Source organism: Gimesia aquarii, from assembly GCF_007748175.1.
Lineage (GTDB): Bacteria > Planctomycetota > Planctomycetia > Planctomycetales > Planctomycetaceae > Gimesia > Gimesia aquarii_A.
The window spans coordinates 3,083,560-3,097,948 of the sequence record NZ_CP037422.1 but is presented as its reverse complement, the minus strand read 5'-3'; the positions used below and the strand labels follow the sequence as shown (position 1 = coordinate 3,097,948).

Annotated in this window: 11 protein-coding genes; 6 read left to right on the top strand and 5 right to left on the bottom strand. The window is 43.1% G+C overall.

Annotation, left to right across the window (positions count from 1 at the left end):
• Positions 1-58: 58 nt before the first annotated feature.
• The 3 genes from V202x_RS11880 to V202x_RS11870 all read left to right on the top strand — a co-directional run bounded on the left by V202x_RS11880 (position 59) and on the right by V202x_RS11870 (position 3,943).
• Positions 59-2,269, top strand: coding sequence for a prenyltransferase/squalene oxidase repeat-containing protein (locus tag V202x_RS11880; protein ID WP_145174748.1), 2,211 nt, complete (start codon positions 59-61; stop codon positions 2,267-2,269).
• A 141-nt stretch (positions 2,270-2,410) separates the two neighbouring features.
• Positions 2,411-3,514 carry an HD domain-containing protein gene (locus V202x_RS11875; protein ID WP_145174744.1) on the top strand — a complete coding sequence of 368 codons (1,104 nt, stop codon included), beginning with the start codon at positions 2,411-2,413 and terminating at the stop codon, positions 3,512-3,514.
• 57 nt (positions 3,515-3,571) lie between these two features.
• Positions 3,572-3,943, top strand: coding sequence for a response regulator transcription factor (locus V202x_RS11870; RefSeq protein ID WP_145174741.1), 372 nt, complete (start codon positions 3,572-3,574; stop codon positions 3,941-3,943).
• On the opposite strand, the gene V202x_RS11865 is transcribed toward V202x_RS11870, so the two are convergent.
• Positions 3,931-5,535 (bottom strand): N-acyl-D-amino-acid deacylase family protein, encoded by a 1,605-nt coding sequence (locus V202x_RS11865; RefSeq protein WP_145174738.1) that lies wholly within the window; start codon positions 5,533-5,535, stop codon positions 3,931-3,933. The two genes, V202x_RS11870 and V202x_RS11865, sit on opposite strands and share 13 nt — an antisense overlap.
• A gap of 326 nt (positions 5,536-5,861) precedes the next feature.
• Here V202x_RS11865 and V202x_RS11860 point away from each other — a divergent pair, with 326 nt between their 5' ends.
• Entirely contained in the window at positions 5,862-7,178 is a 1,317-nt protein-coding gene (locus V202x_RS11860) for a Gfo/Idh/MocA family protein (RefSeq protein WP_145174735.1), read from the top strand.
• A 103-nt stretch (positions 7,179-7,281) separates the two neighbouring features.
• Here the strand turns inward: V202x_RS11860 and V202x_RS11855 are convergent, their stop codons facing one another.
• The gene (locus V202x_RS11855) at positions 7,282-7,560 is read right to left on the bottom strand and encodes a hypothetical protein (RefSeq protein ID WP_145174732.1); all 279 of its coding nucleotides are present in this window, start codon (positions 7,558-7,560) and stop codon (positions 7,282-7,284) included.
• A 325-nt stretch (positions 7,561-7,885) separates the two neighbouring features.
• On the opposite strand from V202x_RS11855, the gene V202x_RS11850 reads away from it, so the two are divergent.
• Complete coding sequence (locus tag V202x_RS11850; protein ID WP_145174729.1) at positions 7,886-9,049, top strand: hypothetical protein; 1,164 nt, start codon at positions 7,886-7,888, stop codon at positions 9,047-9,049.
• Between the two features lie 10 nt (positions 9,050-9,059).
• Here V202x_RS11850 and V202x_RS11845 read toward each other — a convergent pair whose 3' ends face one another.
• Positions 9,060-10,187: a M20 family metallopeptidase gene (locus V202x_RS11845; protein WP_145174726.1), complete on the bottom strand. Its 1,128-nt coding sequence runs from the start codon at positions 10,185-10,187 to the stop codon at positions 9,060-9,062.
• A gap of 24 nt (positions 10,188-10,211) precedes the next feature.
• Positions 10,212-11,153 carry a dienelactone hydrolase family protein gene (locus V202x_RS11840; RefSeq protein ID WP_145174723.1) on the bottom strand — a complete coding sequence of 314 codons (942 nt, stop codon included), beginning with the start codon at positions 11,151-11,153 and terminating at the stop codon, positions 10,212-10,214.
• A 994-nt stretch (positions 11,154-12,147) separates the two neighbouring features.
• Between V202x_RS11840 and V202x_RS11835 the strand changes: the two genes are divergently transcribed.
• Positions 12,148-13,164, top strand: a complete 1,017-nt coding sequence (locus V202x_RS11835) for a hypothetical protein (RefSeq protein ID WP_145174720.1) — start codon at positions 12,148-12,150, stop codon at positions 13,162-13,164.
• A 25-nt stretch (positions 13,165-13,189) separates the two neighbouring features.
• On the opposite strand, the gene V202x_RS11830 is transcribed toward V202x_RS11835, so the two are convergent.
• Positions 13,190-14,146, bottom strand: a complete 957-nt coding sequence (locus V202x_RS11830; protein ID WP_145174717.1) for a zinc-ribbon domain-containing protein — start codon at positions 14,144-14,146, stop codon at positions 13,190-13,192.
• Positions 14,147-14,389 lie beyond the last annotated feature (243 nt).

The following is a 14,389-nucleotide window of genomic DNA, read 5'->3' as shown; positions in this document are numbered from 1 at the left end:
TAGTATTAAAGAATTCGAGATCAAAAGGTCTGTTCGTTTTCGCCTGGAGTAGATTTTAATGTTACGACGCGCTTTAAAAAACATTGTATCTCTTCTGATGATTGTCATCTCATCGGCTGTGCTGATTACTGGAGTACAGGCACAAACAGCCAAAGAAGTGACTGAGTCTCGCTTAAAAGGTGTGGAGTTCCTGAAGTCCCAGCAGCAAGATGATGGAAGCTGGGAATATGAAGGACATCCGGTCGGAATTACTGCGCTTTGTACGCTTGCTTTGCTGGAGAACGGGGTACCAGTCAATGATCCACTTATCCAAAAAGGCAGACTATTCGTTCTTAAAGAGTCAGAAAAGCTAAAATCGACATACGATCTCGCGTTGGCAACCTTATTACTCTCTCGTATTGGCGACCGGGAAGACAAGACGATGATTCGCAGGTATGCAGCACGTCTGATTGCCGGACAGACAACGACGGGAGGTTGGAGCTATTCTTGTCCGATCGTTGCTTCAAGTACACTAAATAATCCAAGAGCGCGCCCCAAACTGGGAACGTCACCGGGAGATAATAGTTGTACTCAGTTTGCTGTGTTAGGTTTATGGACTGCCTCCCGATCCAATGTCGATATTGAAGAATCAATGATCGGGGTTGCCAGGCGCTTTGTTGAAACTCAAAACGAAGATGGCGGGTGGTCCTATCGTCTTCCCACTGAAGAGAAGGCAGAACCTTCCAAGAATTCAATGACACTCGCAGGGTTATTTTGTCTGACTGTAGCCCGTGCATCAAAAATTAAGTCTATGGAAAAAGAAGAAGAGGAAGAAGGAGAGTCCAGAGCAGAAACTCAAAAAGAAGGAGAAACGTTGATCTCCGATCCGATTTTTTCCAAAGGGCTGGAAATGGCTGGTAAGTATGCCGCAGGGATCAGTACTTCCTCAGCGCGTTATTTTCTCTGGTCGACGGAACGAGTAGGCGTATTGTTAGGTTTGGAGAAGTTAGGAGATACGGATTGGTTTTCAAAAGGCGCAAGTGTACTCATCAAAACTCAGAAAGAGGATGGGAGTTGGGAAAATTCACGTGGCAAACTCGCTGATACTTCTTTTGCCATTCTTTTCTTGCGGAAAGCGAACCTGGGAAGTGATATTTCTCGTATGTTGAATGGGGAGCCTGAAAAGAAATTTCAAATCTTCACTCAGGATAAGAAGCCTGAATATGCTTCACTTTCAGAAGCCGTTAAAGATTCAAAATCAGGAGATCTTATCCGCGTTAACGGCGATGGTCCCTTCCGCATCCCTCATGTTGAAATTGATAAGGATTTGACAATCGAAGCTGGTTTTGGTTATGACCCTGTTTTTGTCTATACCAGAGGACGCAATAAGTTAGGATTGCGAGCCCGTCCCGAACGTGATCCAAATGTAAGGCACCTGATTCGCGTTTCAAAGGGAACGCTTGCAATAGAAGGTATCTCATTTCAGTTTGATCCACCGGAAGTTGGGAAAGAAGTTCCCTGGGCTGCCGTCGTCGTGAATGGTGGAAATCTGAGAATGTTGAATTGTTCCATCTCCGAACAGAATAATAAAGGAATGGCGGCAATTCAGATCTTATCCCCCACCGATTCCTCGTTTACGAATTGTTTTTTTGTGGGGGGGCGTGCTGCGTTTGAAATCGAAGGTACCGGCAAACAAACATTAACGGTTGATGATTCGATCCTTTTTTCAAGGAAAATATTCTCCGTGCTTAAAACCTCTGGAAAGACTGTCGGAGGCAATATTAATCTTAACCTTTCGCATTGTACGATTCAGGGATTAGAAGCTTTCAATTTTGAGCGGTTTGTCAATGATATTCATATCATGAGTGACCATTCTGCATATAAGGTTGAAAACCTGGGGCTCTCGCTCTTATCACAGAAATCATCGAAAGAGAGTCGTTCATTTGAAGGTGACGGAAATGTTTATGATGTCGATAAATGGCTCGGAATGAATGGTAAGGCGGACACAAGTATTACTGATGCGAAAAGTTGGGATCGTTTTTGGGGAAATAAAGAAAAAACTTCGTTGGAAGAGACGATTTCGTTTGTATTACGTCGCTCCAATAATTCTTTCAACCATCGGTATCGACCGGAAGACTGGGAACTTTCCGAAGATTCGAAAGTCGCTGCACGACAATATGATCTGGGGGCGAAACCAGCGAGTGTAGGAGCTGGCCCTGGTTTTAGCCGTTTTCGCAGTAGTATTCTGTATAACGAATGGAAACAGAAACAAGTTGCTGAAGCAAAGTAATTGATTTTGAAGTAAAGCGAAGTTGTTTTTCAAATCAATGAGACTAAAATCTTGATGAGCATTGATCCAGGATTGTCTATGGGTCATGCATCACCCTATCCTTTTTTCGATTCGACGGTGAGGAAGTTCACCAATTTTTGAATGAACACCAGCAAATTGCGCCGCCAGATTGTATTCGAAGCGGCACGACTGATGTATTCCCGCCAGGAGACAGAGTATTATCGGGCCAAAATGAAAGCCGCCAGGAAAGTGTGCCAAGGCTGGGTTAAGCCTGCCGACCTCCCAAGCAATCGCGAAATACGGGATGAAATTCAGCGGTTCGCCTGCACGTTTGAAGGAGACACTCGTACTCAGAATCTGCTTTCGATGCGCCTGCAAGCATTGAGATATATGCGGTTATTGAAAGCCTATCGACCCAAAATTATCGGAAGTACTTTGACGGGACATATTCGTCAGGGATCTGATATTGACCTGCATGTGTTCTCACATAGTTGCGAAGCTGTCACAGCACAACTTGATGATGAAGGTATAGACTATCGTGTGGAACATAAAACCGTTAAAAAGCATGGTGAAGAACGAATTTTTACTCATATTCACATCCAGGATCAATATGCAGTCGAACTGACGCTCTACCCGACTGAGCGGGCAAGTTACGGTTTTAAGTGCTCTATCACTGGTAAACAAATCGAACGAGCAACGTTGCCAGAGTTTGAACAGTTTCTATTGAAGGAGTATCCCGGCATCGACCTGGATCAAAGATTAGCAGAGGTAGAACAGAATATAGACCGCTTTCAAATTTATCGTATGTTGTTGATTCCGTTGGCAGGTGTGAAACAATCACGTAAACATCATCCGGAAGGAGATGCACTGTATCACAGTTTACAGGTTTATGATCTGGCCTACGACGAACAACCTTATGATGAAGAATTTCAATTAGCCGCTTTGTTACATGATGTAGGAAAAGCGATTGATGCTCAGAACCATGTTGAAGCGGGATTAGAAGCCTTGGATGGCTTTATTTCGGAGCGAACAGCCTGGCTAATACAGCACCATATGGACGCTCATGCAATAAAAGCGGGAACAATTGGTGCTCGTGCCAGAAGACGATTAATGGCGAATGAAAACTATGAAGACCTCTTATTGTTGGAAGAATGTGATCAAGCCGGGCGTGTGCCCGGTGTGGAAGTACCGGATCTTGATGATGCATTAGATTCAATTCGCGAAGTCTCTCGACTTTGCGGTTAGTTCAGAGAAACCGGTTTTATCTATGGAATTACTCAATAATTAATTAGGATTAACTCGATGGCGAAACGTGTGCTGAGTGTGGGCCAGTGTGTGCCAGATACCAATTCATTAGTCCATTTTTTGACAAGTCATTTTGATGTCGATATAGATCAATCCGACGTTGAAGCAGATACATTGGAAAAGTTGAAACAAAATCCCTACGACCTCGTTACGGTGAATCGAAAATTGGACGCAGATTATAGTGATGGAATCGAACTGATCCGGAAAATAAAGAGTTTACCTGAAATCAAATCAAGTCATTTTATGCTTGTCTCAAATTACCCGGAGTATCAGGAGGAAGCGGTTGATGCTGGTGCGGAGTACGGATTTGGTAAGAACGAATATGAGAACCCTGAAACGGTTTCTCGATTAAAACGTTATTTAGGTTGATACTTCAAATAACGTCCGGGAAGTGTTTCTGTCTCAATTGTGAGCGGAACATTGTCCTGAACGATGGGAGTTCCATTAGATATCACATTTTTGATTCCCGATGAAAATTGCTGTGGATCCTGATAGGTGGCGTGATCCTGAACTGTGAGTGGATCGAAGACAACGACGTCAGCGAAATAACCTTCTTTTAATTGGCTTCGCTTACCGAGACCAAACCTGTGGGCTGCCGCTCCCGATAGTTTATAAACGGCATCTTCGAGTGAGAATAGATGGTGGTCTCTGACACAGGGACCCAGCAATCGTGGTGCAGAACCAAATTGGCGAGGGTGAATAATTCCCCCTTCCATATAGATCCCATCTGTGCCCATCATATATAAATCGTGTTGTAAAACAGGGTCGACCAGTCGATCATCGCCCATGTTGAATACTAAAAGTACTGCCATTTCTTCTTCAATCAGAAGGTTGACCAGAGCTTCTTCTTGTGAGAGTCCAGACTCTTCCACATATTGGCTTAGTGACTTTCCTTGATGATGTTTGTTGTTTTCACTGCGAACCCAGGCAATCTGTATGGCCGAGATATCTAATAAATAATTATCCAGTCCGTACCGAAAACGCTGTTGCAATTCCGGCTGCTTGAGTTTTTCTACTGCCTGGCGCGGTCCTGCTTCCCATACTTCATAAGGCAGTAAAAAATGCAGCATTGTGGAACCTGGTTGGTAAGGGTAAACATCAAACGAAATATCAACTTCATGTCGTGCTATTTTGTCAATATACTCTAATGCTTCTTCCGCTTGCCCTGGATGTTGTCCTTTTAAGTGTGAAATATGAACTTTCACCCCTGCTCTTTTCCCAATCTCCACTGCTTCTTTGATCGCTGGAATTAAAGTCTTTTTATATCTTACATGAGAAACATAGAGACCATCATATTTCGACATGGCCTGACAAGCCTCTACAATTTCTTCAGTTGTGGAAAAACATTGAGCGATATAATCGAGACCTGTTGAGATCCCCACGGCACCTGCTTCCATCCCTTTGATGACTTCACAGCATATTTGTTTCATCTGAAAGTCATCAACTCTTTGGCGGCCAAAGCCGCATGCCATCGAACGCAAATTTGCATAAGGTAGATGTGTCATCACATTCTGAACATTTTTGCCATCAATCAGGCTCATGTATTCATGTAGCGACTCCCACCCAGTGTATTCTTCGGGGAAGAGACCATCCAGAGATTGCAAATAGTAAATCCAGTCTTCGGCAGTACATCGATCTACAGGCGCATAAGAAATTCCATCAGCCATAATGACTTCTGTTGTGAATCCCTGTGATGTTTTAGAGATAAAATTAGGGGTATTGAGCAGCCAGCTATCGGAATGATTATGCACATCCACAAAACCAGGGGCAACAATCTTATTCCAGGCATCAATTGAATATGAACCGGAAGCATGTTCCAGATTTCCAATTGCTATAATTTTGTCTGCTTTGATGCCGATATCTGCACGGTATCGGGGGGCTCGAGTACCGTCAATTACAGTACCACCTTGGATGAGTACATCAAAATCTGGATCTTGAGAAAGGGAATTGTTGGTGTTCATGAGTCATGTGGCATTTGGTTTGAGGAGTATTGCAGGAAGGATGCGCTGGAAGACTAATTTACTTTGACGTTTTTATGACCGGGAGAAAAGCCTCATTGGAGTAATAATTCAAAATAATTTAGAGCTCCTTATTAAGTCATCCCAGATCAAGTGATTTGACGATGATTCTCATTTCACCTGTTATTCTGTTTTCATTCCTTCCTGCAGAAACTACAATAAATAAGACTTTTCTGATGTAATATTCGTAAAAGTTGTGAAATGTTTTAACCGACAAAAGTAAAATGGCGTAACAAGAATACTCTAGAACTTTCAAACAGGAGCACTTCATGAGTCAACGTTCAACTCGCCGCGAGTTCATTAAGCAATCATCGGCACTAGGTGCTGCATTTTGGGTGGGTGGTCAGAGCCTGCTTGCAGAAGAAAAATCACCCCTTGAGCGACTCAATTTCGCATCAGTTGGTATCGGTGGTAAAGGTTCAAGTGATTCTGCAAGTGCTGCGAAGCATGGGAACTTGATTGCCATTTGTGATATTGATGATAAGCGTCTGGCAAAATCAGCTGCTCGTTATCCCAAAGCCAAAAAGTTTAATGATTATCGGGAAATGCTGACCGAAATGGGAGATCAGATTGACGCGGTCACTGTTAGTACTCCCGACCATTCACATGCTCCTGCAAGCATTATGGCGATGAAAAAAGGCAAGCACTGTTTTACACAAAAGCCATTAACCTGGTCAGTTCATGAAGCCCGCATGATGCGCGAAGTTGCCAACAAACATAAGGTAGCAACACAAATGGGGAATCAGGGTACTGCTAAAAATGGATTCCGTGAAGCGGTGGAAGTGATTCGCTCGGGTGTGTTGGGTAATGTACGCGAAGCTCATGTCTGGACAAACCGTCCCGTTTGGGGGAAAGGCGTAGATCGTCCACCAGAAGGAGAACCGGTTCCAAGACATATCCACTGGGATCTCTTCTTGGGACCCGCTCCTTATCGTGAGTTCAGTACGCTTTATCATCCATTTGAATGGCGTGGTTGGCTCGATTTTGGAACTGGTGCTTTAGGAGACATGGCTTGTCACACGATGAACATGCATGTGATGGCGCTTGATCTTTATGATCCTCTGACTGTAGAAGCAGAACAGGAAGGGATGATCGAAAACGAAACCTATCCGAAATCGACAAAGATTACTTATGAATTCGGGCAGCGTGGCGATCTGGTTCCGCTGAAGTTGACATGGTACGACGGCGGTAACAAGCCGCCTGAAGAACTTTTGATGGGAGAAAAAATGAAAGCCAGTGGGGTTGTTCTCATTGGTGATGAAGGAAATCTTTACACGCCCGATGATTATGGTGCAGAATATGTACTGTTACCGAAAGACAAATTCAAGGATTTCAAAAAACCTGAGCAAAGTCTACCGCGTTCGCCCGGTCACTTTGAAGAATTTGTGGTTGCCTGCAAAGGTGGAGATCCTGCAATGTCCAATTTCAATTATGCAAGTCGTTTGACCGAAACGACGTTGTTAGGGAATGTTGCCATTCGTGCTGGTAAGAAGCTTGAATGGGATCCTAAAAAAATGGAATTCACGAATGCTCCAGAAGCCAATAAGTTTTTGACACGTGACTACCGAGATGGTTGGTCGCTTTAGTTTGGCAGTAGTTGAATCGATTCGTTAAATTATAATCCCCGCAGGGCAATTTGTTCTGCGGGTTTTTTTTTGAGCTTTTATTTCGAAGTTTACGAGACAGTATTCAATGGATAATATCGTCCAGTGCGGAAAGCGAGACGACTTCGGTTCTGGAAACCAATGCCCTCCGCCGATTCGCAGCCAGTCCATGTAGCCCCATCTCATGCACATACAATTCACGAGTTGTAGCAGTGTCTCTTAAATCATGCACATCAGCATTCTCCAGAATGAGATAGTGCTGGTCCTGCCCGACCAGAGTTCCCGCAATCACATACAGGCTGGAAAGATCTACAACAATTTCCCGGCCTAGTAATTGTTCAAAGCTTTGGCATTCATCGCTCATAAAATCATCCTAAAAGATATAAGTAATTCGATTTTCAAGATAGAAATCAAAATCTATTTTGGCTTCTTCCTAACTGAAATCAACTTGTTAGCTTTCACTTACATATTCAGTTGCGATATTCAATAGTGCCAGTCAACAAAACTTGTCTTGACCTAAAAGTAAGAATTTATTATGTCACTCCTTAAGAATGACTCTCTCCCACCTCAATCAATCTCATTTCTACCACAATGATTTTAAGTCACGTTAGCTCATTTACTTAGGTCAAATTGCCTGATTTGGCTTTGGTTTCTCAATATCTCCTTAAGTACCTGTTACTCAATTTAATATGAAGCATTTACCATATCATTTCACTTTCCAGTTCTTCTGGAGTCTGGTCCCTTTTTGCCTGGTTTTGGTAAGTCTTAATAATGCTTGGTTGGTTTTTGCAGAAGAGAAACCGCAAGTCAGTGGAGTTACGCTTTTGTTGATGAAAAGCGGTCGGATGCTCTCTGGTCACATCAGTGAAGGTGCAGGTGGATATTTGGTGAAAAACCCCTCCGGAAGTCTGCTGGTTCCCTATGAAGATATAGTCTTTGAAGCGAAGAATCTGCATGAGATCTATTTGAAGCAGAGGAAATCAATGAAATTTCCAACAGCAAATACGCATCTCAATCTGGCTCGCTGGTGTATTACAAACAAGTTATACGAGGAAGCCAAGATTGAGTTGAAGGACGCAATCAGGCTTGAGCCAAAACGATCCGAGCCACAATTAATGTTACAGAGATTGATGAGAGATTCATCCACGAATCGACTAACGGTAAACCAAAAAATCCAGGAGAAGATACTAAAAAAACAGGCAGAGCGATCTGATGAAGCAACTTCATTAACAGGAATCTCGCGGGAGCAATCGGCGATATTTGTTCGAAAAATCCAACCCATTCTTTCAAATAAATGTGGTAATGCGAATTGTCATGGTAGTGCTACAAAATCACAATTTCGCCTGACTCAGATTAGTAGACGCTATGGAAATCACAGAATTCATGCAGAAAGAAATCTGGCAGAAGTGCTGCGATGGATTGATTTAGATGATCCCACTCGTAGTCAGTTGCTCGTGAAGCCAGAGAAAGAACACCCCCAACGTGGCATGGTCGTATTTTCCGGACATGCTGCACGGAAACAGAAGCAGCTTCTCCAAAAATGGGTGTCAGAAGTTGTGGCTGATCGCATCCAGCAAGACGAATTGCGGGCGGAGCGTTTAGCACGTCGTGCGGCACGCCGACACGGTCAGGCGAAAAAGAATCTTCTGGACCCTAATTGGGGTAAGTCAGCTGTGAAACAGGCAAAGCTGGAAGTTACTCCTGCTGCTTTAAAAGGAGACATTTCTTTAATTTCCGGTTTTGAGCCAAAGAAATTAACAGATGCGGAAATCGAAGAAATGGTTCAACCCAAACCAGAAGATCCATTTGATCCTGAGCTTTTTAATAATCCAAAACCTGTTGATCAACCTTAAAAAGCGAAATCTACAAACAGTAGTGCTCAATCAATTCACCAAATTTATGGGTCCCTTGTTCCAACTGCTCTAATTCAATGAATTCATCGTGGGTGTGAGCTTGTCTAATATCTCCCGGGCCAAACACAACGATGTTTTTCAGTTCGTGAAACATGCTGCCATCTGTTCCATAAGAAACTGTTTTTGCGCGTTCGGTACCCGCGATCTTCAGTACTTCATTCACGAATGGGGAATGGGGATCAGTATAGACCGGTTGGCCTCCACATTTGAACTGGAATTCTACTCCACATTTTTCAGCGGCACTTCGCGCGCGTGTTACCAGTTCTTCCGGATCCTGTCCCGGCATTGGTCTGAAATAAACTGTGCAGATACTTTGTGGCGGTGTAATATTGACTGCGGCCGTTCTGTCATTGATTCCGATGTTCCAGCCATTGGTCGGAGGATCAAATTCTTGATTCTGCCAGCGAGGGTCTGACATGCATTCCTCATAGAGTGCTTTCATCTCTACGAGAAACGGGATCATTGCCAGATTGGCATTAATACCAGTGCTCAGACTCGAGTGTGCCGCCCGACCATGTGAAATCGCCTGGAAACCATAGGTTCCCTTGTGTGCGTAAACAACTTCCAGTCGTGTGGGTTCGCCAATGATTCCATGACTCTCACCTTCAATCATTTCCTGGTACATGGCTGATTTTTCGGCTACGTTCCGTGCACCATGATATCCAACTTCTTCATCAGCGGTACACGTAATATAGAGTGGCTGTTTCAAAGGACGGTCGGCATATTGTTTCGCTGCCGACAACATGCAGGCGATGGAGCCTTTCATATCGCAACTGCCCCGACCGTAAAGTTTGTCTCCCTTTAAAGTGGGGGTAAAAGGAGTGAACTCATCGGTAAACCAGGGATCAGCGGGAACCACATCCGTATGTGCGAAATACGCCAGACCGCCCTTGCCTGTTCCTTTACGTCCGATGATGTTCGCTTTGCGAATGCCATTGGGATCGTCAAATTCCAGACGCTCAATGTCAAATCCCAGTTCTTTGAGAGTCGATTCCACATAATCACTGACTTCCAGATTGGAGTAACAACTCGTTGATTCAAACGCAACAAGTTCTTTCGTATATTTGAGAGCATCCATTAATGATTTCCAGAGTCGAAATATTTATGATTGAGACTTCAGATGATGTTGAAAGTGAGACAGGGTCTTTTCCCACATCTTGGGAGAGAGCACATGCCCGGCTCCCTCTTCAATATAATAAGTGAAATTCTTTTCTGCATGCATGGTCGCATAATTGTTTGCAATTATTTTCACACCGTCCCGCACATCTTCGATAGGACTACCCCCATCTAATTCACCAAAGTTCAAATGTAGCGGCCGAGGAGCAATGAGAGCGGCAATATCCGGAGTATCGCCGAATTCATAAATTCCTGGGATAAAATTCGGGAAGCAATGCAGCATGTGCTCTCGATGAATCCCACGATAAGTGGGTAGGCAACAGTTTCCGACCAGACATTTGATTCTCTTTTCCCAGGGACCGACCAGCCAGGTATGTGTTGAACCCATTGAGTGTCCATAACAACCAATATTTTCGTTGATGACTTCTGGCCGGCTTTGAAGAAAGTCAATCGCTCGTTTCATGTCGAGTATATTTTTCCAGGCCATACATTTGCCAGCGACAACATATCGCAGAAATTCATGCCGTTCGTAGTGACCGGCCTTTAGTCTTTTACTGGGATCCTGGCGCTCTTCAAAGCAAAGGGCATCAGGGCATAAAACCACAAATCCCTCTTTAGCCAATGCGGCACCTGTATGGTGCATCGGATTCCCCGCTAAACCAGCAGGTTCACTTTTCCCTAAATGATACTGACCCGCATGTTGATGCCAGACAGCAATAGCCGGCGCAGGATGTGCTGGAGATACCGTATCGGGAATCAGAAGCATGGCGGGAACCGCGTCGCCAGGTTCCGCTTCATACTTAAGTGACTCTATGCGATAGCCTAGTTTTTGAATGGTTTTTCGTGAAATGACATTCAGTGCAGGTGGTTTGGGCCATTCACCACCTAAACACCGCAATAACTTGTCCTGAAAATCTGAGTCTGCCATCAAATGTGCTCCGGGAAACAATTTGAGTCGATTCTATGGGATCATTTCTTTTCCGATTATACCCTTTGGGGATCCTACAATGAAGTAAATTACTCTAAGTGAGCCAACTTAGATTCGTCAGCGCTACCATGCCAAGCAATAAGGCTACTAATTCTGTCCTTAATTGTGCTGGTTTTTTCGGCATCCCCAAAAAATAAACTGAATTTTCTCAGTAATGTTTCTAACAAACGAAACAGCAATTTAAGAAATCCAATTATTATTGAATCACTTTGATGGCTACTAGCCAAAGCCACACACCAATTGCGCCTGCAATAGACGATACGAATAGAAATCCAATGAATACAATTCGTTCTAATCTAGAATAATTGATCATAGAGAAAACTCTTCTGACGAGCAGGAAGGTCCAATAGAGGGCCGCTATTATAATAACAAGAGGCGGTCCAACTCTTCCTAAAATTGATATATAAATAGCCAATAAAGCAATTTCACACAAAAACACAATGATTAATGTTTGGGCTATATTGTTAGAGCTGTCGCACTTAATCATTATGATCTTTCACATCAACTAAAAAGAATCTTTGTATTCTGGCTTAGAAATTTGATTATATAAGCGTGTCATGTCTTTGTTTATATCTATTTAAATTTTTGTTTATAAGCAGTGGTGCTTATTTGTTTTGTGTGTAAGCTGTTTTCAGGTAAACTTTTTGGTTATATTCTGCTGACCTTTCCATGAACTGTTTTGGAAATATATACGCACGTGTTTTTTATGGACCATGGTACAGAAAGACGTTCTACAGTTCTATTTTCATATTTGAGCCTGCAAAAGGCCATCACACAAGAGAAATGAAATCGCTAAACTTGACTGACTTGAAATTTATTGTAAGCACTGTCGTAAGATTGAAAATTTCGAAAAAGATTGATCCGACTGGAATAACAGCACGTTGAAATCAGGAGCATATGATCTCTGTTTCACTCTCACTCGTAGGCAACCAGGATGACCATCAAAGTAAGCTGTGATATTTGTGCAAAGAAGTATAAGGTTCGTGATGAAGCAGCCGGTAAGCGTATGCGTTGCAAAGAGTGTGGTGAGACGATCACAATTCCGGAGCCAGAAACGGATCACGATGACGATGATTTTTCCAAACTGTTAGATGATGCTGTTGAATTGGAGGCCAAATCAAAATCCATTCGGCGTGTTGTCAGAAAGCCGATGGTCAAGGCAGAAAAATATCAGGGAGACGAAGATGGGCCTGTCACCAGAAAAAAGACAAATAATTATGTCCAGGATTTGAAAGAGACATTCCTCTTTCTGTTAGATCCCGCGAATCTGTTCACGTTTGTTTTTATATGGATCCTGCTCTGTTTACGAGATCTGGTATTACCTTATGGGGGGCGATTTGGATTATTTGGCTATATCATCATCCTGGGGTGGTATAGTAATTATCGATTTAGTGTAATCTACGAAGCGACATCTGGACGCAAAGAATTGCCAGAGCTAAGCCCGGAAGAAGGCTATTTCATTCCAATGCTCAAATGGGCGGGGACCTGGTTGCTAGTCCATTTACCAGCTTATCTTTATTTGGGATTCGCGATTTATTTCTATGTTGAAGATATGGCTGGTGGCGGTGTACCCAATCTTATTCCTCAGGAACTTGCTGATTTTTTACCGCTTTTTCATCTTGGTGTATTCGTTTTTCTCTATTGTGCGGGACTGTTTTTCTGGCCCATTCTTGCGTTATGCGTCGCCGTGGGTGGATTTGAAACCGTCTTTCGAATTGATTTAATGATCATAACGATCTTTCGATCAATGGCTGCTTATTTCTTCACGGCAGGTGCTATTTTTATCACGGCTGTTTTTCAGATTTTTACCACAATTACGGCCATGCAATTAGGTGTCGTGGGAATTATCATTATGATGGGGATCATTCTGTATCTGGAAATCGTTGCGCTGCGTATGATTGGCCTGTATTATCATCATTTCAAAAAACGCTTCGCCTGGCATTGGGGATGATAAACGGGCGATTTCAAGCTCAGTCTTATTTTTCATGAATGGTTTGAACGACCTTATCAAAAGTAGGACGCATTTGTTCAAATAGTCCTTCGTCACAAAGGCAAATCAAATTAAACTGGACTCTTCCTGTAAGCAAGGTAACACGGTAGCCTTTCTGTTTCCCTCCAAACATCGTTTTCGTGGTAAAGATAGATGAGCAAGTATCCCCCATTTTGGTTTTGAATAATTGATGAGCCCCGATTTCTTCATAGTTTGGATAATCATCGGAAAATTTGATTTTCATTAAACGATGAATATCCACAACAGGAGGTTCAATTTCGTCAGCATCAGCACCTTGTGTCATAGAGATGCCAGCGCCTCCCAAAGCTGCTCCTGTCATATTTCCTCGAATTGATATTTTGGTGTTTTCATCCGGAGAAAGGAATTGTGCCCAGCTTTGAACTCCCCCTTTTCCTCCACCATTTTTCACGGTCCATCCCTCTGGGTATTCACAGCCGAAATCACCTACTTCCGGTTCAAATTTGGCAAATTTAACCGGCGCTGCCGCTTTTTTCTTGGCTGTTGCGCCAGAATTCAGTGAACTTCCCATTGAATAGACAAAGTAGATCAGGCCTGCTGTGACACACAGGCCCAAAACACAGCCGCCGATAAGGAGCGGAAGTGGTATTTGAGAGTCCGACTTTTTTGATGACTTTGATTTTTTTGAAGAGGAGTTTTTAGCAACACTCTTTGACCCTGAAGTACTTTTACGTTTTTTTAAACGACGTGCCCGAATCCGTTCGGGATCATAGGAATGCGTACCGCTCTCTTCGAGATCCTCGCTTCTGGGTCTACGAGCTGATTGGGATTTCTTTTGGCCATCTGCTTTTAGCACGAACGGACTATCACATTTTCGACAATTAACTTTTTTGCCGAGCATTTTAGAGCTTTTGAGCCTGACCTTTGTCTGGCAGTGAGGGCAAGTGACTGTTAGTCCCGACACGACTGTTAACTCCCAGTATCAAATCTTGATGTAAGTAATTCTAAATCTTTAAGGGGATCGGAGGAAGGATATTTCATGAGGGTTGTTGATGCTGATTCACCAACCAGTAGTTTATATTGTTATCCATAGGGTAATAAAAACACAATACATACCAGAAAATCAATTATAAAATTCATACTTTCCTTTAGCAGAATCAGGATCGAAAGGAACGATACCTGTCATGAATTAAAAATAATTTCAAAA

Excerpts from the sequence above, each read along its gene's own strand:
- V202x_RS11880 (WP_145174748.1), top strand. The coding sequence starts at position 59 with ATGTTACGACGCGCTTTAAAAAACATTGTATCTCTTCTGATGATTGTC.
- V202x_RS11875 (WP_145174744.1), top strand. The coding sequence starts at position 2,411 with ATGAACACCAGCAAATTGCGCCGCCAGATTGTATTCGAAGCGGCACGA.
- V202x_RS11870 (WP_145174741.1), top strand. The coding sequence starts at position 3,572 with ATGGCGAAACGTGTGCTGAGTGTGGGCCAGTGTGTGCCAGATACCAAT.
- V202x_RS11865 (WP_145174738.1), bottom strand. The coding sequence starts at position 5,535 with ATGAACACCAACAATTCCCTTTCTCAAGATCCAGATTTTGATGTACTC.
- V202x_RS11860 (WP_145174735.1), top strand. The coding sequence starts at position 5,862 with ATGAGTCAACGTTCAACTCGCCGCGAGTTCATTAAGCAATCATCGGCA.
- V202x_RS11855 (WP_145174732.1), bottom strand. The coding sequence starts at position 7,560 with ATGAGCGATGAATGCCAAAGCTTTGAACAATTACTAGGCCGGGAAATT.
- V202x_RS11850 (WP_145174729.1), top strand. The coding sequence starts at position 7,886 with ATGAAGCATTTACCATATCATTTCACTTTCCAGTTCTTCTGGAGTCTG.
- V202x_RS11845 (WP_145174726.1), bottom strand. The coding sequence starts at position 10,187 with ATGGATGCTCTCAAATATACGAAAGAACTTGTTGCGTTTGAATCAACG.
- V202x_RS11840 (WP_145174723.1), bottom strand. The coding sequence starts at position 11,153 with ATGGCAGACTCAGATTTTCAGGACAAGTTATTGCGGTGTTTAGGTGGT.
- V202x_RS11835 (WP_145174720.1), top strand. The coding sequence starts at position 12,148 with ATGACCATCAAAGTAAGCTGTGATATTTGTGCAAAGAAGTATAAGGTT.